This window comes from Micromonospora sp. NPDC051300, assembly GCF_044455315.1.
Lineage (GTDB): Bacteria > Actinomycetota > Actinomycetes > Mycobacteriales > Micromonosporaceae > Micromonospora > Micromonospora robiginosa.
This window is the reverse complement of the sequence record NZ_JBITEP010000044.1, coordinates 1-19,784: the sequence shown is the minus strand read 5'-3', so window position 1 is coordinate 19,784 and position 19,784 is coordinate 1. Positions and strand designations below refer to the sequence as shown.

Annotated in this window: 20 protein-coding genes; 14 read left to right on the top strand and 6 right to left on the bottom strand. The window is 75.3% G+C overall.

Features of this window, described 5'->3' with window-relative positions; genetic code table 11:
* Window positions 1-70 precede the first annotated feature (70 nt).
* From ACIA5A_RS29225 to ACIA5A_RS29215, 3 genes are all read left to right on the top strand, one after another.
* The gene (locus tag ACIA5A_RS29225; RefSeq protein ID WP_396767710.1) at window positions 71-418 is read left to right on the top strand and encodes an STAS domain-containing protein; all 348 of its coding nucleotides are present in this window, start codon (window positions 71-73) and stop codon (window positions 416-418) included.
* Window positions 419-486: 68 nt separating this feature from the next.
* Entirely contained in the window at window positions 487-933 is a 447-nt protein-coding gene (locus ACIA5A_RS29220; RefSeq protein WP_396767708.1) for a response regulator, read from the top strand.
* 117 nt (window positions 934-1,050) lie between these two features.
* Window positions 1,051-1,461, top strand: a complete 411-nt coding sequence (locus ACIA5A_RS29215; RefSeq protein ID WP_396767706.1) for an ATPase — start codon at window positions 1,051-1,053, stop codon at window positions 1,459-1,461.
* A gap of 61 nt (window positions 1,462-1,522) precedes the next feature.
* On the opposite strand, the gene ACIA5A_RS29210 is transcribed toward ACIA5A_RS29215, so the two are convergent.
* A complete protein-coding gene (locus tag ACIA5A_RS29210; RefSeq protein WP_396767704.1) occupies window positions 1,523-2,362 on the bottom strand; it encodes a hypothetical protein in 840 nt (279 codons plus the stop codon).
* Between the two features lie 329 nt (window positions 2,363-2,691).
* Here ACIA5A_RS29210 and ACIA5A_RS29205 point away from each other — a divergent pair, with 329 nt between their 5' ends.
* Window positions 2,692-3,642, top strand: coding sequence for an endonuclease/exonuclease/phosphatase family protein (locus tag ACIA5A_RS29205; RefSeq protein WP_396767702.1), 951 nt, complete (start codon window positions 2,692-2,694; stop codon window positions 3,640-3,642).
* Between the two features lie 9 nt (window positions 3,643-3,651).
* On the opposite strand, the gene ACIA5A_RS29200 is transcribed toward ACIA5A_RS29205, so the two are convergent.
* Window positions 3,652-4,080, bottom strand: coding sequence for an OsmC family protein (locus tag ACIA5A_RS29200; protein ID WP_091058427.1), 429 nt, complete (start codon window positions 4,078-4,080; stop codon window positions 3,652-3,654).
* A 75-nt stretch (window positions 4,081-4,155) separates the two neighbouring features.
* Window positions 4,156-5,103, bottom strand: a complete 948-nt coding sequence (locus tag ACIA5A_RS29195) for a serine/threonine-protein kinase (RefSeq protein ID WP_396767700.1) — start codon at window positions 5,101-5,103, stop codon at window positions 4,156-4,158.
* Between the two features lie 135 nt (window positions 5,104-5,238).
* Between ACIA5A_RS29195 and ACIA5A_RS29190 the strand changes: the two genes are divergently transcribed.
* A complete protein-coding gene (locus ACIA5A_RS29190; RefSeq protein ID WP_396767698.1) occupies window positions 5,239-5,463 on the top strand; it encodes a hypothetical protein in 225 nt (74 codons plus the stop codon).
* Between the two features lie 6 nt (window positions 5,464-5,469).
* On the opposite strand, the gene ACIA5A_RS29185 is transcribed toward ACIA5A_RS29190, so the two are convergent.
* Entirely contained in the window at window positions 5,470-6,267 is a 798-nt protein-coding gene (locus ACIA5A_RS29185) for an alpha/beta fold hydrolase (protein WP_396767696.1), read from the bottom strand.
* A complete protein-coding gene (locus ACIA5A_RS29180) occupies window positions 6,264-7,157 on the bottom strand; it encodes an SDR family oxidoreductase (RefSeq protein WP_181568049.1) in 894 nt (297 codons plus the stop codon). Before ACIA5A_RS29180 ends, ACIA5A_RS29185 begins: the two co-directional genes overlap by 4 nt.
* 129 nt (window positions 7,158-7,286) lie before the next feature.
* Here ACIA5A_RS29180 and ACIA5A_RS29175 point away from each other — a divergent pair, with 129 nt between their 5' ends.
* The 5 genes from ACIA5A_RS29175 to ACIA5A_RS29155 all read left to right on the top strand — a co-directional run bounded on the left by ACIA5A_RS29175 (window position 7,287) and on the right by ACIA5A_RS29155 (window position 14,065).
* Window positions 7,287-8,027 (top strand): response regulator transcription factor, encoded by a 741-nt coding sequence (locus ACIA5A_RS29175; RefSeq protein WP_396767734.1) that lies wholly within the window; start codon window positions 7,287-7,289, stop codon window positions 8,025-8,027.
* A complete protein-coding gene (locus ACIA5A_RS29170; RefSeq protein ID WP_396767694.1) occupies window positions 8,005-9,501 on the top strand; it encodes an ATP-binding protein in 1,497 nt (498 codons plus the stop codon). Before ACIA5A_RS29175 ends, ACIA5A_RS29170 begins: the two co-directional genes overlap by 23 nt.
* A 45-nt stretch (window positions 9,502-9,546) precedes the next feature.
* Complete coding sequence (locus ACIA5A_RS29165) at window positions 9,547-11,997, top strand: glycosyltransferase family 39 protein (protein WP_396767692.1); 2,451 nt, start codon at window positions 9,547-9,549, stop codon at window positions 11,995-11,997.
* Window positions 11,998-12,000: 3 nt separating this feature from the next.
* The gene (locus ACIA5A_RS29160) at window positions 12,001-13,224 is read left to right on the top strand and encodes a glycosyltransferase (RefSeq protein ID WP_396767690.1); all 1,224 of its coding nucleotides are present in this window, start codon (window positions 12,001-12,003) and stop codon (window positions 13,222-13,224) included.
* Between the two features lie 94 nt (window positions 13,225-13,318).
* Window positions 13,319-14,065 carry a helix-turn-helix domain-containing protein gene (locus tag ACIA5A_RS29155; RefSeq protein WP_396767688.1) on the top strand — a complete coding sequence of 249 codons (747 nt, stop codon included), beginning with the start codon at window positions 13,319-13,321 and terminating at the stop codon, window positions 14,063-14,065.
* An 11-nt stretch (window positions 14,066-14,076) separates the two neighbouring features.
* Here ACIA5A_RS29155 and ACIA5A_RS29150 read toward each other — a convergent pair whose 3' ends face one another.
* Window positions 14,077-14,466 carry a VOC family protein gene (locus tag ACIA5A_RS29150; protein ID WP_396767686.1) on the bottom strand — a complete coding sequence of 130 codons (390 nt, stop codon included), beginning with the start codon at window positions 14,464-14,466 and terminating at the stop codon, window positions 14,077-14,079.
* A gap of 180 nt (window positions 14,467-14,646) precedes the next feature.
* Between ACIA5A_RS29150 and ACIA5A_RS29145 the strand changes: the two genes are divergently transcribed.
* From ACIA5A_RS29145 to ACIA5A_RS29130, 4 genes are all read left to right on the top strand, one after another.
* Complete coding sequence (locus ACIA5A_RS29145; protein WP_172967795.1) at window positions 14,647-14,796, top strand: hypothetical protein; 150 nt, start codon at window positions 14,647-14,649, stop codon at window positions 14,794-14,796.
* 4 nt (window positions 14,797-14,800) lie between these two features.
* The gene (locus tag ACIA5A_RS29140; RefSeq protein ID WP_396767684.1) at window positions 14,801-16,216 is read left to right on the top strand and encodes a class I SAM-dependent methyltransferase; all 1,416 of its coding nucleotides are present in this window, start codon (window positions 14,801-14,803) and stop codon (window positions 16,214-16,216) included.
* Window positions 16,209-18,251 (top strand): sulfatase-like hydrolase/transferase, encoded by a 2,043-nt coding sequence (locus ACIA5A_RS29135; protein WP_396767682.1) that lies wholly within the window; start codon window positions 16,209-16,211, stop codon window positions 18,249-18,251. Before ACIA5A_RS29140 ends, ACIA5A_RS29135 begins: the two co-directional genes overlap by 8 nt.
* A gap of 154 nt (window positions 18,252-18,405) precedes the next feature.
* The gene (locus ACIA5A_RS29130; protein WP_396767680.1) at window positions 18,406-19,695 is read left to right on the top strand and encodes a citrate synthase; all 1,290 of its coding nucleotides are present in this window, start codon (window positions 18,406-18,408) and stop codon (window positions 19,693-19,695) included.
* Window positions 19,696-19,784: the final 89 nt, after the last annotated feature.

Genomic DNA, 19,784 nt, shown 5'->3' with positions numbered 1-19,784 from the left:
GACCGTCGGACGGCCCCTATACTTGCTGCACTGCAAGGGTTCGCCTGCGGTGGGAGCGAGAGGGGCCACGGTGACGTTCACCGTCACGTACGCCCAGCGGGGCGAGGCCGGCGTCGGTCTCCGGCTCGCCGGTGAACTCGACCTGAGCACGGCCGGCGAGCTGAACGCGACGATCGACCGGCTGGTCGCCGAGGGTCGCCGCGAACTCCTGCTGGACCTCAGCGAGCTGACGTTCTGCGACTCGACGGGCATGGCCGCCTTCGTCCGGGGGGACAACCTCGTCGCCGCCGACGGCGGGTGGCTGCGGCTGACCGGTGCGAGCGGCCGGGTGGCCCGGGTGCTCCAGGTGACCGGCCTGTCCGAGGTGCTCGCGCACCGGCGCGACACGGCCGACCCGACCGCGTCGGCCAGCTCCTGATCGGATAGATTTCCCCGCCAGCGGCCGGCCGCGTGCCGGCGCCCTCCCCGAGACGAAGCAGGTGCTCCATGGGCCAGCCCCGACCCAACCCCGTACGCATCCTGGTGGTGGACGACGACCCGGGCGACGTCCTGATGATCGAGGAGGCGCTCGAGGAGTCGGACGTCGAGAAGGTCATCGACGTGGTCGCCGACGGCGAGGAGGCGATGGAGTTCCTCCGCCGCGAGGGCCGGCACACCGGGGCGCAGCGGCCGGACGTCATCCTGCTCGACCTGAACATGCCCCGGATGGACGGGCGGCAGGTGCTCGGCGAGGTCAAGCGGGACGAGGACCTGCGGACCATCCCGATCGTGGTGCTCACCACCTCGAACGCCGACACGGACGTGGTCAGCAGCTACACGCTCCAGGCCAACGCGTACGTGACCAAGCCGATCGACCTGGACGACTTCAACGACGTGGTCCGCCGCATCGACGAGTTCTTCGGCCGGGTGGTCGTGCTGCCGAAGCACGCCTGACGGCCCGGAAGTCCGGGCATCCGGATGCTGAACATTTTTCCGTGAACGGCCGCCTCCGGCCGCGCCCGCCCCGCAGGATCGTCGGTGGGGTACGTACGCGGCTGCCTGGGGGGCGACATGAGGTTCTCGGTGGTGGAGTCCGGTTACGACAGGCGTCAGGTGGATGCCTGCCTGGACGAGCTGGACCTCCAACTGGGCCGGCTGGCGGCGCGCGTGGAGGGCGCCACGGGCTCGGGCCGGGAGTGGGACCAGATCCGGTTGGACGCCCGGCACCTCGGTGACTTCCTCCGGCGTCGCGCCGCGCCGGCCGAGGACGCGACAGCCGACCCGGGCGCCGCCGAGCGGGAGGCTGCCGCGCTGCTGGCCCGCGCCCGTGCCGAGCTGGAGGCCGCCCGGGACGAGGCCCGCCGGGTGCGGGAGGAGGCGTACGCCGAGGCGGTGCGGGCGCGCCGCGAGTTCGAGGCCGCGCTGCTGGCCCGCCGCCGGCACGAGGCCCGCGTCGACGACATCCTCTCCGGCGTGCGGTGAGAGGAAGTGCCCCCGCTCAACGCATCCGGTGGAGGCGGGGCCCCCGCTTGACGGGGCGTCGTCAGGTCAGCGCCGCCACCACGGTGGTGGCCCGGTCCTCGTGCTTGGCGTAGGCGTCGGGGAACGCGGAGACCTGCACCGCCTGGGCGGCGGCGGTGACGCTCATGTCCTCCCAGCCGGGCACCTCGGCCAGCGCGGTGTAGAACGCCCGGGCCGCGTACGCGGGGCGCATGAGCTGGGCGACCGTGCCCCAACCGCTGCTCGGGCGCTGCTGGAACAGCCCGACCGAGTCGTGGTCGGAGCCGCTGCCCTGGTGCGGCTGGTCGAAGGACTCGGGCAGCACGTCGCTGGCCAGGTTGTAGAGGTCGCTCTCCTGCATGGCGGTGGCGACCGCCACCACCAGCGCCCGACGCGGAAGCCCCATGTCCCGCCCGACGTCGACGACGGCCTTCGCGTTGTCCATCTGCCGCTGGTCGAGGCCGGCGACGGGGCGCGGGTGCGCGGGGCGGACCGCCTTGCGCGGCGCCTTCTTCCGGACCGGCGCGGGGCTCGGCGTGGCGGTCGGGACCGGTGCCGCGGGCGCGGCGACAGGCGGTGCGACCCGGGTCAGGTCGCGGGAGACGCGCTGCTCGGTGGCGGCCCGGTCGGCGAGGGCCTCGCTGACCGTCAGGTTCGGCGGCGCGGCGGCCTCGCCGACGCCGACCACGCCGACCAGACCGAGGCAGCAGGTCACACCGGTGGCGACCGCGATCCGCCCGGGAACGGACCGGGCCGGGCCGCGTCGGGGTGGCTCCGGGGCGCGGTGGCGGCCCACCCGCCGTTCGGCCGATGTCGGGTCGATCGTTCGGCGAACCGGGCGCGTCGCGGACAGGGGCTGGGGATCGGAGTGGTCGGGGTGCACCCGCCGAGGCTAGAGATCTTGCCGACGCTTGCCATCGGGCTACTTGGTGGCATGCGCCACACTTTGCCGGAATCCGCCCCCGCATTACCGTCGGTGCATCACGAACGCCACCAACCTCCGGTCTCCGGAAGATCCCGCATGTCGGCTTTGGTGGCAGGAAACCGGCACCCCCCGGCTCGACAGGGCACCGTTCGCTGCCTCCTCCGTTCGGCCGAGGGGCCCCCGTTCACCTGGGTCTCCACCGCCGACCGGGCGACCGAGGGCGCGAGCGGCCCGGCATGCCGGAATCGGCCACCCGGATCGTCCGCCCGCTCGATACGATGCGGACGGTGACGGAGCAGATGGTCGACGAGCGGGCCGCCGGAGGACCCGCCGGCCGCCGGGGTCGGCGGGGGATCGTCGTCATCGCCTGCGCGGCGCTGCTCGCCGCGCTCCTCGTCGGGCACCGGGCGGTGCCCAACGTGCGGGGCCTGGGCAGCCTGCTGGACAGCGTCACCCCGCTGCTCGGTCTCGGCGTACCCCTGCTCGGGCTGGCGGCGCTGCTGCGCCGCTCCCGGCGCGCGCTGCTCGCGGTGCTGCTGCCGGCACTGGTCTGGGCCGGCCTCTACGGCCGCGCGTGGCTGCCCCCGGCCGCCGGCGCCGACGGCACCTCCGTGCGGGTGGCCAGCCAGAACCTGCGCGCCGGCAACCCCGACCCGGCCGCCACGGTCGACGCGCTGGCCGGCGACGCCCCGGACCTGATCGGCCTCCAGGAGGTCGACGACGACCGGCGGGTGGCGCCCGTCCTGGCCGATCGCTACCCGCACCGGACGTCGGTCTCCACCGTCGCCCTCTGGAGCCGCTGGCCGATCCGCGAGGCGCACGGCGTGGACACCGGGCTGGGCTGGGACCGGGCGCTGCGGGCCGTGGTGGCCGCCCCGCAGGGCGACCTGACGGTGTACGTCGTGCACCTCGGCTCGGCGCGAGCAGGTCACACCGCCACCCGAGACGAGACGGTGGCGGCCCTGGCCCGCACCGTCCGGGCCGACCCCGCCGAACGGCTGGTGGTGCTCGGCGACCTGAACACCGCCACCACCGACCGGGCCTTCGCCCCGCTGACCCGGCTGCTCGGCGACGCCCAGGCCGAGGCCGGGCAGGGCTTCGGTTTCACCTGGCCGGCGCAGGTCCCGCTGACCCGCCCGGACCACGTCCTCTACCGGGGGCTCACCCCGACCGCCGCCGGCGTGGTGCACACGCCGGACACCGACCACCGCGCGGTCACCGCCGGTTTCCGCTGGTGAGACCGGTCCTCAGTGCCGCCCGTTCTCGGCCGGGGTGACCGTGAGCCGGTGCCGGCTCGGGTCACCGCTGGAGAACGGCCAGAGCCGGTCGGCGTACGCGACCAGGTCGGAGAGCTGCTCGCGGGTGAGCCCGGCCGAGGAGATCTCGGCGTGCACGTCGGCCCGGTAGCGGCCGTCGTCGTCGCGGCCCAGCTTCGCCTCGGCGGTCACCTGCACGGTGTGCGCCTCGTCGGTGATCTCACCGGCCGCCTCCACCGCGGCGTGGTGCAGGCACGAGGCGAACGCGGCGGCCAGGAGCTGCTCCGGCGTCAGGCCGGTGCAGTGCGGCGCCAGCGGGGACGCCAGGGCGGAGGAGAGACCGCCGTCGTCGGTGCGTACGTGGCCACCCGCCGCGGTCGCCGTGGCCGACTCGGCCAGCCAGGAACTCGGATCCGGCATCGCGTGCCTCCCGTCAGTCACCGGCAGGCGTTCCCGGCCCCCGACCGGCGAAACCGTGGCCGGGCCGGCAGTCCGTCAGCGGATCCGGCCGCTGGTGGCGGCGTCCACCGCCATCGCCTCGGTCGCCTCCGCCGCGGCCCGGTCCGTCCACGGCGACACCTCCGGCACCCGCTGCCTCGGCAGCAGCACGGTCATCGGCACGTAGATGCGCGCGTCCACCGCCTCGGCCAGCACCAGCGCGGCCATCGGGCTGGTCGGCCGCGCGGCCGGATCGGCGTCGAGGCAGCGGTCGCACAGCTCGGCCACCTCCGGCGGCAGCCCGGGAACCTCCGGCAACGGCTGCGGCGGCCGGCGGCGGCGCGCGCCGAGCAGTTGGCTGGTGGTGTCGGCCTCGTACGGCAGCCGGCCGGTCAGGCAGTAGTAGAGCAGCACGCCGAGCGCGTACATGTCGGCGGCCGGGGTGGCCGGCTGCCGGTCGAGCTGCTCCGGCGCCAGGTAGGCCGGGGTGCCCACCACGATCCCCGCCGGCGTGTGGTCCGGCGCGCCGGCCGGGGTGGCGATGCCGAAGTCGAGCACCTTCACGCCGGCCGGGGTGAGGATCACGTTCGCCGGCTTCACGTCCCGGTGCACGATGCCGTGGCCGTGCGCGGCGGCCAGCGCGGCGCACACCTCGGCGCAGACCCGCACCGCGATGCGCCAGTCCAGCGGGCCGGCGCGCAGGTGCGCGGCCAGCGTCTCCCCCTCGACCAACTCCATCACGATGTACGGCACCGGCCGCCCGTCGGGCAGCGTGGCGGTGCCGAAGTCGTGCACGCTGGCGACGTTCGGATGCACCAGCCTGGCCGCCGAACGGGCCTCGGCCTGGATCCGTTCCACCGAGCCGGCGTCGCCGTCGAGCCCGGGCGAGATCAGCTTGATCGCGACGGTCCGGTCCAGCACGCGGTCGTGTGCCCGCCAGACCTCCGACATGCCACCAAGGCCGGCTCGCTGTTCGAGCTCGTACCGCCCGCCCAGCGTCCTCATCGATGTCTCCTCGCCCTCATCCGGTGCCCCCGGGTTCCGCTACCCGGGCTCCGAGCTGTGCAAACCGCCGGGGGCGGGCCGGTGACCGGGGTAGCTTGCGAGCGGGGGTGTCGACGCCGGGACGGAGGGTGAGCGGTGACGCTGGTGCGCGTGCGGTTCGTCGGGGGGCCGGCCGACGACCTCGTCCGGGAGTTGCCCGCCGAACCGGACGGCGCGCCACCGGCCCGCTGGATCATGCGCCACCCGGACCGGCCGGCCGACGGTGTGGCGGACCACCTCTACGAACGCGGCACGCGGGCCGGGGCGGACGGCTGGACGATGCGCTACGTGCGCACCGACCCGTTCGGCGCGAGCGAGTGAACCGGCTCAGGCCGGCGCGGCCCCGGTGGTGCCGAGGATGACCGAGGCGACCAGCTCCGGGTCGTCGTGCATCGGCACGTGCCCGCAGCCGGGCAGGTCCAGGTGCCGGGCGGCGGGCAGCCGGGCGCGGGCCAGCGCGGCCTGCCGGTAGGGCAGGATCCGGTCCCGGGTGCCCCACGCCACGGTCACCGGGACGGTGGGCGCGCCGGCGAACGCGTATCCCCGGCCGGCCCGGGCGACGGCGCGGAACGCGCGCGCCTCGCGCAGCGCGCGGGCGTCGGCGAGCGCCACGTCGAGCGCCATCCGGTTCGGCCGGGCCAGCAGCATGCCCATCGCCAGCGCGCGCAGCGCCGGCGCGGCGAACAGGTGCCGCAGCAACGGGTCGGGCAACCGGGCCGCGTTGCGGTGCAGCGTCAGCACGGTGAGCGCCCAGCGCAGCTCCCGCGGGGTGCAGAAGCCGGCCGGCGACAGCGCGGTCGCCGAGGAGACCGCGCCGGCCGCGGCCAGCTCCAGCGCGATGGCCCCGCCGAGGCTGTTGCCGGCCACGTGCGGGCGCTCCAGCCTGAGCGCGGCGAACAGCTCAACCATGGCGGCCACCAGCGCGGGCATGCCGGCGGGCAGGCCGGCGGCGGGCACCGGCGAGCGGCCGAAGCCGGGCAGGTCGACGGCGATCACGTCGTGCGTCTCGGCGAGCCGGTCCAGCACCGGCAGCCAGGCGCCCCAGTGGTGGCCGATGCCGTGCAGCAGCACCAGCGTCGGCCCCGCGCCGCGCCGCTCGAAGACCACCTCCACGCCGGAGGTCACGGCCGGGCCTCCGGCGTGCTCACCCCGAACCCGCGCCCCAGCGCCCGGGCCTGTTCCTCGATCAGCGGCACGGTGACCCGGGCGGTCCGCCCGACCAGCCGGTCGGCCAACGGGCTGACCAGCACCGACCGGACCGCCTGCACGGCACCCACGGCGCGGGGCACGTAGACGCGGCGGCGGCGCCGCTCGATCGCCCGGACGAACGCCTCGGCGCACTCGGTGACCGTGGTGGTGCGCCGCATCGGCCAGGGCAGCCGGGCCAGCGCCGACTCGAACGCCGGTAGGTCGGCGCGGGCCTCCCGGACCAGGTCGGTGTCCACCCAGGACGGGTGCGCGGTGCCCACCGCCACGCCGCGGTGCGCCAGTTCCAGCCGGATCGCGGTGCCGAAGTGCTCGACGCCGGCCTTGGAGGCGCAGTAGGCGGCCATCCCGGGCAGCGCGGCGAACGCGGCGGCCGAGGAGACGATCAGCAGGTAGCCGCCCCGGTCGATCAGCGCCGGCACGGTCGCCGCGGCCGTGCGCATCACCCCGACCAGGTTGACCTCGACGGTGCGGACCAGCGCCTCGACGTCACCGACGGCGATGGTGCCCCGGTTGGCGACCCCGGCGTTGGCCACCACCGCGTCGATCCCGCCGAGCGCGGCGAGGGTGCCGTCGACCGCCGCGCCGAGCGCGGACTGGTCGGTGACGTCGGCGGCGAACCAGACGTGCCCGGGGCCCAGCTCGGCGGCGAGCGCGGCGAGCCGGTCGGGTTCCAGCCCGACCAACGCCAGCCGCGCGCCGCGGGCCGCGGCGAGCCGGGCGGTGTGCGCGCCGATGCCCCGGGCCGCGCCGGTCACCAGCACCACCTTGCCGGCCAGCGGGCCGGCGGGACGACCGTCGATGGACATGCCGGCAAGTTACCACCGGGTAGCCGGCCGGGAAAGACCCGGTACGCACCGCCGTGATCGGCCACAGCTGGTACACAGGATCGGGACAGCAGCGGTACAGCGGGCGCGTCCACGATGGGGAGCATGGTCATGAACGGGCAGGCCGCGCAGGGTCGGATCGAGCTGCGCCGACCGGACGGCGAACCGGTGCGGGTGTTGGTGGTCGACGACGAGCCGACGCTCACCGACCTGCTGTCGATGGCCCTGCGCTACGAGGGCTGGCAGGTGACCACCGCGGGCAACGGGATGGCCGCGATCAGCGCGGCCCGGCAGTTCCGGCCGGACGCGGTGGTGCTCGACGTGATGCTGCCCGACCTGGACGGCTTCCAGGTGCTGCGCCGCCTGCGCGAGCAGTCGCCCAGCGTGCCGGTGCTCTTCCTGACCGCTCGCGACGCGGTGGAGGAGCGCATCGCCGGGCTGACCGTCGGCGGCGACGACTACGTGACCAAGCCGTTCAGCCTGGAGGAGGTCATCGCCCGGCTGCGCGCCCTGCTCCGCCGCTCCGGGTTCGCGGCGGCCGCCCGGGAGGAGGCGGTGCTCACCGTCGGCGACCTCAGCCTCGACGAGGACAGCCACGAGGTGCGTCGCGGCGACGACCTGATCACGCTCACCGCCACCGAGTTCGAGCTGTTGCGCTACCTGATGCGCAACCCGCGCCGGGTGCTCAGCAAGGCGCAGATCCTGGACCGGGTCTGGAACTACGACTTCGGCGGCCAGGCCAACGTGGTCGAGCTGTACATCTCGTACCTGCGCAAGAAGATCGACGCCGGCCGGGCCCCCATGATCCACACGCTGCGCGGGGCGGGTTATGTCCTCAAGCCCGCCCCGTGACGTCGGCGGGCGGCTGCGGCGCCGGCTGGCCGGCTGGTCGCTGCGCCGCCGCCTGGTGCTCGCCGTGGTGGCGCTGCTGGCGCTGGTCAGCGTGGGCGTCGGCGGGGTGACCACGGTCGCCCTGCGGCACTTCCTGATCGGCCGGATCGACGACCAGCTCACCGGTGGTGAGTCGCGCCGGCAGCACGTGCGGCAGCCCTCGCCCTTCGACCCGCCGGAGAGCCGGCCGGACAGCTTCCGCCCGGGGTTCCCACCCGGCTACCCGGCCGAGTCGGTGGCGGTACGGGTGATCGACGGGCGGGTCGACCTGGCGTTCCGGCAGACGAGCGCCCAACCGGCCGCGGTGCCGGCGGACGAGGTGGCGCCGCTGGCCCGGCTCAGCGCCGGCGACCGGCCGCGCACCGTCGCGCTGGACGGGCGCGGCGACTACCGGGCCGTGGCCCGGCAGATGCCCGACGGCGACGTCCTCGTCTTCGCCATCCCGCTCGCCGAGGTCGACGAGACCGTCATGTGGATGGTCGTGGCGCAGGCCGGGGTGATCGGCGCCGGCCTGGTCGTCGCCGGCGGCCTCGGCGCGCTGATCGTGCGGCGCACGTTGCGCCCGCTCAACCGGGTCGCCGCCACCGCCGCCCGGGTCACCGAGCTGCCGCTGGACCGGGGCGAGGTGGCCCTGTCCGTGCGGGTGCCGGCCGCCGACACCGACCCCCGCACCGAGGTCGGCCAGGTCGGCGGCGCGCTCAACCGGATGCTCGGCCACGTCGCCGCCGCGCTCGCCGCCCGGCAGGCCAGCGAGACCCGGGTACGCCAGTTCGTCGCCGACGCCAGCCACGAGCTGCGGACGCCGCTGGCCGCCATCCGCGGCTACGCCGAGGTGGCCCGGCGCGGCCGGCAGGAGGTGCCGCCGGATGTGGCACACGCGCTGCGCCGGGTCGAGTCGGAGAGCACCCGGATGACCAGCCTCGTCGACGACCTGCTGCTGCTCGCCCGGCTCGACTCCGGCCGCCCGCTCGCCGCCGAGCCGGTCGACCTGACCGCGATGGCGGTGAACGCGGTAAGCGACGCGCACGTGGCCGGCCCGGAGCACCGCTGGCAGCTCGACCTGCCGGACGAGCCGCTCGCCGTCACCGGCGACGCGCACCGGCTGCACCAGGTGCTGGCGAACCTGCTCGCCAACGCGCGGGTGCACACCCCGCCCGGCACCGCGGTGACCACCCGGCTGGCGGCCGCGCCGGACGGGGTCGAACTCCGGGTCACCGACGACGGGCCGGGCATCCCGGCGGACCTGCAACCGGAGGTGTTCGAGAGGTTCGCCCGCGGCGACGGCTCCCGCTCCCGGGCGCACGGCAGCACCGGCCTGGGCCTGGCCATCGTCGCCGCCGTGGTGGAGGCGCACCACGGCCGGGTCGAGGTGGCCAGCCGTCCCGGACGCACCGCGTTCACCGTGTGGCTGCCCGGATCCACAGCGGAGGCATAGCCGCCTCACGGGGGCGCGCCAGCGGGCCCGCCGAGGCTTGCCGGCATGGACAGAACCGAGAGCCTGCTGACCGGCCGGCCCGCGCCCACGGCCGCCGGCCGGCCTGAGCCCACCGTGACCGCCGCGGACGCCGGCCAGCCCGTGACCGCCGGCCCGCCCGAGTCCACCGTGACCGCCGGCCCGCCCGTGACCGACGCGGCCGCCGGCCCGCCCGCCACAGTCGCCGGCCCGCCCGGCCCGGCCGCCGCGCCCGCACCCGGGCCGACGCCGACGCCGGCGGCCGACCCGCGCTGGGCCCGCCCGGCGCTGCTCGGGCTGCTCGCCGCCACCGGCCTGCTCTACCTGTGGGGCCTGGGCGCCTCCGGCTGGGGCAACGCGTTCTACGCGGCCGCCGCGCAGGCCGGCTCGGAGAGCTGGACCGCGTTCCTCTACGGCTCCTCGGACGCGGCCAACTCGATCACCGTGGACAAGACACCGGCCTCGCTCTGGCTGATGGCGCTCTCGGTGCGCGTGTTCGGGTTGAGCAGTTGGTCGATCCTGGTGCCCCAGGCGCTGCTCGGCGTCGCCTCGGTCGGCATGCTGTACGCGGCGGTCCGCCGCTGGCACGGCCCGGCGGCCGGGCTGCTCGCCGGCGCGGTGCTCGCGTCCACCCCGGTGGCCACGCTGATGTTCCGGTTCGACAACCCGGACGCGCTGCTGGTCTTCCTGCTGGTGGCCGCCGCGTACGCCACGGTGCGGGCGGTGGAGACCGCGAGCACCCGGTGGCTCGCGCTGGCCGGCGTGCTGGTCGGCTTCGGCTTCCTCACCAAGATGCTCCAGGCGTTCCTGGTGATCCCGGTCCTCGCCGGCGTCTACCTGCTGGCCGCGCCGACCGGCCCCGGTCGGCGGATCCGCCAGCTCCTGCTGGCCGGGCTGGCCGTGCTGGTCTCCGCCGGCTGGTGGGTGGCGATCGTGGAGCTGGTGCCGGCGAGTGCCCGCCCGTACATCGGCGGCTCGCAGGGCAACAGCATCCTGGAACTGACCCTGGGCTACAACGGCCTGGGCCGGATCACCGGCGACGAGGTGGGCAGCGTCGGGCCGGGCGGTGGGCCGGGCGGTGGCGGCGGTGGACCGTTCTCCGGGCAGACCGGCCTGCTGCGGATGTTCGACACCGAGGTCGGCGGGCAGATCTCCTGGCTGCTGCCGGCCGCGCTGATCCTGCTGGTGGCGGGGCTGTGGCTGGCCGGACGGGCGCCACGGACCGACCGGGCCCGGGCCGGACTGCTGCTCTGGGGCGGCTGGCTGCTGGTCACCGGGCTGATCTTCAGCTTCATGTCCGGCATCTTCCACGCCTACTACACCGTCGCGCTGGCGCCGGCCGTCGGCGCGCTGGTCGGCATCGGCGCCACCGGGCTCCACCGGGCCCGCAGCGCGCCCGGTCGCCGCCGCGGGTACGCCGCCACGCTGGTCCTGGCCGGCACGCTGGCGGTGACCGCCTGGTGGTCGTGGCGCCTGCTCGGCCGCAGCCCCGACTGGCAGCCCTGGCTGCGGACCGCCGTGCCGGCCGCCGGCCTGAGCGCCGCCGTCCTCCTGGCCCTGCTCGACGCCCCGGTGACCAAGGGGTTCGTGTCGCGCCGGGCGGCCCGCGGTGACGCGAACTCCCTGACCGACCCGACGCGGGGCCCGAGGTGGGCGCGGTGGGCGTCGGTGGGGGTGGTGGCGCTGGGCGTCGTCGCGGGGTTGGGCGGGCCGGCGGCGTACGCGGCACAGACCGCGGCCACCCCGCACACCGGCTCGATCCCGAGCGCCGGCCCGTACGTCGCGGGCGCCTTCGGCCCGGGTGGCCGGGGCGGCTTCCCGGGCGGGCGGATGCCGGGCGGCGCGGAGTTCCCCGGCGGCGCGTTCCCCGGCTTCCCGGGCGGTGGCACCGGTCAGTTCCCGGGCGGCGCGAACGGCGGCCGGAACGGTGCGTTCCCCGGCTTCCCGGGCGGCGGTCAGCCACCCGGCGCTCCCGGCGGCCAGACCGGCGGCAACGGCACCGGCGGCAACGGCACCGGCGGCACCGGCACCGGCACCGGCGGCACCGGCAGCAGCACCGGCAGCGGGCGGGACGGCGGGACCGGGCGCGGGCAGCGCGGCGGCGGCATGGGCGGGCTGCTCGACGCCCGCGAGCCGAGCGCCGAGATGACCGCGCTGCTGACCGGCGACGCCGAGGACTACACCTGGGTCGCGGCCACGGTCGGCTCGAACAACGCCTCCGGCTACCAGCTCGCGACCGGCAAGCCGGTGATGCCGGTCGGCGGCTTCAACGGCAGCGACCCGTCGCCGACGCTGGCGCAGTTCCAGCGCTACGTGGCCGACGGCCGGATCCACTGGTTCCTCGGCGGCGGTGGCTTCCGGGCCAACGGCGGCAGCAGCGCCTCCGCCGAGATCAGCGCCTGGGTCGCCGAGAACTTCACCGCGCGGACCGTCGACGGGGTGAGCGTGTACGACCTGAGCACCGGAAAGCGGGGCTGAGCGATGATCCTCATGCCCGAGCCGAGGGCCGCCGTCCAGGCCCGGCCGGCCGCCGGCACGCCGGTGCTTGACGTGGTGGTGCCGGTCTACAACGAGGAGGTCGACCTCGGCCCCTGCGTCCGGCGGCTGCACGCGTACCTGGGCGCGCAGTTCCCGTACTCGTTCCGGATCACGGTGGCCGACAACGCCAGCACCGACGGCACCCGGGCGGTGGCCGAGGCGCTCGCCGCCGACCTGCCCGAGGTGGAGGTGGTGCACCTGGCGGAGAAGGGGCGCGGCCGGGCGCTGCGGGCCGCCTGGTCCGCCTCGCCGGCGCCGGTGCTCGCGTACCTGGACGTGGATCTCTCCACCGACCTGGCGGCGCTGCCGCCGCTCGTCGCGCCGCTGCTGTCCGGCCACTCCGACCTGGCCATCGGCACCCGGCTGGCGCGCACCAGCCGGGTGGTCCGGGGCGCCAAGCGGGAGGTGATCTCCCGGGGCTACAACCTGCTGCTGCGCGGCACGCTCGCGGCGCGCTTCTCGGACGCGCAGTGCGGGTTCAAGGCGATCCGCGCCGACGTGGCGGCCGAGCTGCTGCCGTTGGTCCAGGACACCGGCTGGTTCTTCGACACCGAGCTGCTGGTCTTGGCCCAGCGGGCCGGGCTGCGGATCCACGAGGTGCCGGTGGACTGGGTGGACGACCCGGACAGCCGGGTCGACATCGTCGCCACCGCGCTTGCCGACCTGCGGGGCATCGGGCGGCTGGGTCGGGCGCTGCTCACCGGGGCGCTGCCGCTGGCCCGGCTGCGCGCCCAGCTCGGCCGGGGGCCGCTGCCGGCGCCACCGGCGCCTGTGCCCCGTGGGCTGCCCGGCCAGCTCGTCCGCTTCGCCGCGGTCGGGGTGGCGAGCACGCTCGCGTACCTGCTGCTGTTCCTGGTGGCCCGCGGCCCGCTCGGCGCGCAACCGGCGAACCTGCTGGCGCTGCTGCTGACCGCGGTGGCCAACACGGCGGCCAACCGGCGGCTCACCTTCGGTGTCACCGGTCGCCACCACGCCGGCCGGCACCACGCGCAGGGACTGCTCGCGTTCGCCCTCGGTCTGGCGCTGACCAGCGGCTCGCTGGCGGTCCTGCACGCGGCCACCACCCCGCCGCGCGCCGCCGAGCTGGTCGTCCTGGTGGTGGCCAACCTCGCCGCCACCGGGCTGCGCTTCCTGCTGCTGCGCCTGGCCATGCACCACCGCCCCTGACGCCGCGTTCGTCGATCATGAGGTTGGCGGTCGTGACACGCCGTGGCGGGCGCCGCCACCTTCATGATCGACGGGGAGATGGCAGGGTGGGTGGGTGTACCGGGAGCGGGCGGCGGTCAGGCTGGGCGGCGCCGTGCGCTGGGCGAGCGTCTCGGCCGGCGACGGGCCGGTTCGGGTGCTGCCGGACGGGTGTCTCGACCTCCTCTGGTCCAGCCGCGCCGGGTTGCTCGTCGCCGGGCCGGACCGCACCGCGCAGGTCGGTCGTTCGGTGCCGGGGGAGCGGTGGATCGGGCTGCGGCTGCCGCCCGGCGTCGGGCCGGCGGTGTTCGGGGTGCCCGCCGAGGAGCTGCGCGACCGCCGCGTCCCGCTGACCGACCTGTGGGGCCGCGCCGCCGACGACCTGGCCGAGCGGGTCGAGGCGGCGGCGGAACCGGTCGGTGCGACCCCGCCGCTTACCGTGACGGACTGGTCGGCCGTCGCCGCGAGCGTCCTCGAGGAGGTGGCGCGGGCGCGGCTGCGGGCCGCCGGCGGGCCGGACCCGCTGGGCGCGCGGGTGGCCGCCCGGCTGGCCGCCGGGGCGACGGTCGCCGCGACCGCCGCCGAGGTCGGTCTCGGCGCGCGGGCCCTGCACCGGCGCAGCCGGCTCCTCTTCGGGTACGGGCCGAAGACGCTCGCCCGCATCCTGCGCATGCGCCGCGCGCTCGACCTGGCCCGGGGCGGCGCGCCGCTGGCCGAGGTCGCGGCGCTCACCGGGTACGCCGACCAGGCCCACCTGACCCGTGACGTGCGGGAGCTGGCCGGGGTGCCGCCGACCCGGCTGCTCGCCCCGCCCGAGGGCTGACCGGCAGTCGCTCAGAGGGGCGCGAACAGGTCCACACCGTTGCCGTCGGGGTCGTGCACGACCGCGTACCGCTGGCCCCAGAAGGCGTCCCACGGCGGCAGCTCCCCGTGGTGACCGGCGGCGGTCAGCTCCGTGTACCAGCGGTCCACCTCGGCCGGTTCGGCGCAGCGGAAGGCCAGGTTCATCCGCGGGCTGCCGGCGGGCGGGGTGAAACGTGGGTGGAAGCCGCGGACCGTCTCGACCGTGTCCCAGGCCAGTCGGATGCCGCCGGGCAGGGTGACCTCCACGTGCGGTTCCGTCTCCGCGCCGGCCGGGATCGGCAGCCCCAGCCGGCGGTAGAAGTCGAGGGTGCGGGCCATGTCGGTGACGACGCTGCCGACGAGATCGAACTGTGGTGTCATGCCCGCCACGCTAGGCCCGCGGCGGCCGGCCCGTCTTGAACGGATCGGACGGGCAGGAGTGGGCGGTGTGTCCGCGCGTGTCCGGTCGACAGCGTACGGTAGGGGACGAGTCCGGCTTAGAGCAATAAAGCTCGCATACCGGGCCACGTACCGATGACCGGCGAAGAAAGGGAAGCAGCCGTGACGCACCTGGCCTACCTGGACGCGGGATCCGGCAGTCTCATCGTGCAGGCGGTGGTCGGCGGGGTGGCCGGAGTGGCGGTGGCCGCCAAGCTCTACTGGCGCCGACTGGTGAGCCGGTTCCGTCGCCAGCCCACCGACCAGGGCTGACGCCGTGACGGTCCCCGACACCGGCGTCCGCGTCGAACCCGGCTCCTTCCGCGACCCGGGCAACCGGGTCTACCACCGGGGCCGGGAGGTGCTGCGCGGGCTCGACGAGCGCTCCGCCCGCGACTGGCGGGCGCTGGCCGCGAGCGACCTCTTCCGCGACCTCACCGCCGCCGGGCACCTGGTCGGCACCGAGGAGCTGACGCCCACCCCGGTCGACGCGCCCTGGGCGGCGGTGCTGCGCCACGACCGCATCCCGTTCGTCTCGCACCCCTACGAGTGGTCGTACGCGATGCTGCGCGACGCGGCGCTGCTGCACCTGGACGTGCTGCGCGCCGCGCTGGAAGCCGGCTTCACCACCAAGGACGGCTCGGCCTACAACGTGCAGTGGCAGGGCGCCCGCCCGGTCTTCATCGACGTCGGCTCGTTCGAGGCGCTGCGCGACGGCGAACCCTGGGCCGGCTACCGGCAGTTCTGCCAGACGCTGCTCTACCCGCTGCTCGTCCAGGCCCACCTCGGGCTGGACTTCCAGCCGTTCCTGCGGGCCCGGGTCGACGGCGTCGAGCCGGAGCAGATGCGGCGACTGTTCGCCGGCGCCCGCCGCTGGCGCGCCGGCGTGCCCACCCACGTGCACCTGCACGGCGCCATGCAGGCCCGCAACTCCGGCGCCAGCACCAGCGACGTCCGCGCCCAGCTCCGCGCCGCCGGGTTCACCCGCGAGCTGGCGTTGGCCACCGTGCGCGGGCTGACCAAGCTGGTCCGCCGCCTCGACCACCGTCCCGGCGACAGCCACTGGTCGGACTACCAGCGCACCTGCGCCTACTCGGTGCCGGACCGGCAGGCGAAGGAGGCGTTCGTCGACCGGGCGATGGCCGCCGTCGGCCCCGGCTCGGCGCTCGACCTGGGCGCCAACGACGGCCGGTACGCCCACATCGCGGCCCGGCACGCCGGGTACGTGGTCGCCGTCGAGCAGGACCCGGCGGTGGTCGACGCGCTCTACCGCGCGCTGCGGGAGGAGGGGGAGCGGCGGATCCTGCCACTGGTGATGGACCTGGCCGACCCGTCACCCGGCGGCGGTTGGCGGGGCGTCGAGCGGGCCGCGTTCGTCGACCGGGCCCGCGCCGACGTGGTGCTCGCGCTGGCCGTGGTGCACCACCTGGCGATCGGCCGCAACGTGCCGCTGCCGGAGGTGCTCGACCAGCTCGTCGCGCTCACCGAGCCCGGCGGCAGCCTGGTGGTGGAGTTCGTCCACCCGGACGACCCGATGGCCCGCCGCCTGCTGGCCAACAAGCCCGACGGCCTCTTCCCCGACTACCGGCGGGACGCGTTCGAGGCGCTGCTGGCCCGGCACGGCCGGGTGGCGGCCCGCGTCGAGCTGCCGTCCGGCACCCGCACGCTCTACCAGGTGGTGATGGGTGGCTGAGGACACCCTCGCCCCACCGCGGGAACGGCCGGCCGACACCGACGCGCCCCGACGGCGCGGCCCCTGGCGGGCCGAGGCGGCGCGGCTGGCGGAGGTGGTGGCGCTGGTCGGCCTGGTGATCACCCAGCCCCTGCTGGACGTGCTCGGCCGCAGCCCCGACTTCTTCCTGTTCCACCGGGCCACCCGGGGCGACGTGCTGCTCCTGGTCGCCCTGATCGCGGTGGCGCCCACGCTGCCGTTCGCGGCGCTCGGCGCGCTGGCCCTGCTCGGCGGTCGGGTCACCCGGACCGTGGCGCACACCGTGCTGGTCGGGCTGCTGCTCGCCGCGCTCGCGGTCCAGGTCGGCCGACACCTGACGCCGCTCCGGGGCGTACCGCTGCTGCTGGTGGCCGGCGTGGCGGGCGCCGCCGCGGCGGCCGCGCACCGGCGGTGGCGGGCGCTGCGCCGGGTGCTGCGGGTGGCCGCGGTCGGCCCGGCGGTCTTCGTCGGGCTGTTCCTGTTCGCGTCGCCGGCCTCGGCGGTGGTGCTGCCCCGCGGCGACGGCGGCGCGGCCGGCGTGGCCGGGGCGGGCGCCCACCCCCCGGTGGTCATGATCGTGCTGGACGAGCTGCCGCTGGTGTCGCTGCTCGGCCCGGACGGGCGGATCGACGCCACCCGCTACCCGAACTTCGCCGCGCTGGCCGCCGGCTCGACCTGGTACCGCAACGCCACGGGCGTCAGCGGCTGGACGCCCTACGCGCTGCCCGCCATGCTCAGCGGCCGCTACCCGGAACGGCCCGTCGCGCCGCACTACTCGCAGTACCCGGACAACCTGTTCACCGCGCTCGGCGGCCTCTACCAGATCAAGGCCGAGGAGAGCATCACCCGCCTCTGCCCGCCCAGCCGGTGCGAGCAGGCGACCAGCCCGACGCAGGGGATCGGGGTGCTGACCCGGGAGAGCGGCAAGCTGCTGCGCCAGATCGCCGCGCCGGTGGACAGCCGGGTCGACCCGGAGGACTCCTACCGCGAGCAGACCGCCGCCGAGGCCGGGCTGGACGCCGCCGAGCCGGTGCCCGACGACCCCAAGTTCCGCTGGGACACCCTCGACGACAACCAGCCGGCCCGGTTCACCTCGTTCCTCGCCGGGCTGCGCCCCGCGCCCCGGCCCACCCTGCACTTCCTGCACCTGCTGATGCCGCACTCGCCGTGGGCGTACCTGCCGTCCGGGGCGCACTACGACGCGCCGGAGGACCTGCCCAACGACGGCGCCGGCTGGGTGGACCTGGCCCGCGCCCGGCACCTGGCCCAGCTCGGCTACACCGACCGGCTGATCGGCGAGACGCTGCGCACGCTGCGCGCCACCGGCCTCTACGACCAGGCGCTGGTGCTGGTCACCGCCGACCACGGGGTGAGCTTCCGGCAGGACTGGCAGGGGCGGGGGATGGGCGCCATCGAGCACGCCGCCGACCAGGTGGCCTGGGTGCCGATGTTCGTCAAGGAGCCCGGCCAGCGCGCCGGTCGGGTGGACGATCGCAACTGGGAGCACGTCGACCTGCTGCCCACCATCGCCGACGAGACGCACGTGCGGGTGCCGTGGCGGATGGACGGCGTCCCGGCGAAGGCCGCCCCGCGCGGGCGCGCCGACAAGCGCTTCTACGACCGCCCCGGGCAACCGGTGACGATCACCGGTGGGGTGCCCGCGGCGGTGCCGCTGCCCGCCGTGGACCCGCTCGTCGGCACCCGGGTCGGGGCGGCGCCGACCGGCGGCACCGCCACCGTGGCGAACCGGGCCGCGTTCGACGCGGTCGACCCGAGGCGCGGCCTGCCGGCGCTGGTCTGGGGCACGGTGCCCGACACGGTGCCGGACGGCACCCGGCTCGCGGTCGCGGTCAACGGCACGGTCGGCGCGGTGGTGCCGGTGGTGCCGCCGGACGCCGGCGGCCGACGGTTCGCCGCGTTCCTCCCCGACGACCGGCTCTTCGCCGCCGGCGCCAACCGCCTCGACCTCTACCGGGTCGACCGCGACGGGACGCTGCGCCGGCTCGTCCTGTCCTGATCCACGCTTCGCGGCCGGTTTCCGACCCAGCAAGTCGGGAATGAGGTGACGCATACCTCACCCCCAAACCATGCCGAGCATTGTCCACCGCACCGTGATTACGGTAGAAGCGAAGGCAATTCAACGAAGATCTTGCCGGCGAAGCGAGGAACAGATGACGGAAGTCAAGCTCGACCACCCCGGTGGACAGCTGTCGATGCCGGTGCAGTCCGCGGTCGAGGGCCCCGCCGGAATCGGGGTGAGCAAGCTGCTCAAGGAAACCGGGATGACCACGTACGACCCCGGTTTCGTCAACACCGCGTCCTGCTCGTCCGCGATCACCTACATCGACGGTGACGCGGGCATCCTGCGGTACCGCGGCTACCCCATCGACCAGTTGGCCGAGAAGTCCTCCTTCCTGGAGGTCTCCTACCTGCTCATCTACGGCGAGCTGCCGAGCCAGACCCAGCTCACCGAGTTCAGCGAGCGGATCCGGCGGCACTCGCTGCTGCACGAGGAGATGCGCCGCTTCTTCGACGGCTTCCCCCGTGAGGCGCACCCGATGGCCGTGCTCTCCTCGGCCGTCAGCGCGATCTCGACCTTCTACCAGGACAGCCTGGACCCGTTCGACTCCGACCACGTGGAGATGTCCACGGTGCGGCTGATGGCGAAGGTCCCCACCATCGCCTCGTACGCCTACAAGAAGTCGATCGGCCAGCCGCTGCTCTACCCCGACAACTCGCTGGGCTACGTGGAGAACTTCCTGCGGATGACGTTCGGCGTGCCCGCCGAGCAGTACGAGGTCGACCCGGTCGTCGCCCGGGTGCTGGACATGCTGTTCGTCCTGCACGCCGACCACGAGCAGAACTGCTCCACCTCGACCGTGCGCCTGGTCGGCTCCAGCAACGCCAACCTCTTCGCCTCGGTCTCGGCCGGCGTGAACGCGCTGTTCGGCCCGCTGCACGGCGGCGCCAACCAGGCCGTGCTGGAGATGCTCCAGAAGATCCAGGCCGACGGTGGCGACGTGGCGTCCTTCGTGCGGAAGGTGAAGGACAAGCAGGACGGCGTGAAGCTGATGGGCTTCGGGCACCGGGTCTACAAGAACTACGACCCGCGCGCCGCGATCGTGAAGAAGGCCGCCCAGGACGTGCTCGGCCGGATGGCCAAGCCGGACCCGCTGCTGGACCTCGCGATGCAGCTCGAGGAGATCGCGCTGGCCGACGACTTCTTCGTCTCCCGGCGGCTCTACCCGAACGTGGACTTCTACACCGGCCTGATCTACAAGGCCATGGGCTTCCCCACCAAGATGTTCACGGTGCTGTTCGCGCTGGGCCGGCTCCCCGGCTGGATCGCCCAGTGGCGCGAGATGATCAACGACCCGGAGACGAAGATCGGCCGTCCGCGGCAGATCTACACCGGCGCCCCCGAGCGCGACTACGTCCCCGCGCCAACCGCTGAGGTGTAAGGAGGGGCCCCCTGTTAACGCCTCCGGTAGAGGCGGGGCCCCTTCTTAAAACTCCTAACTCTGGTTGCGTTGGAGTTGGCGCCAGCAGA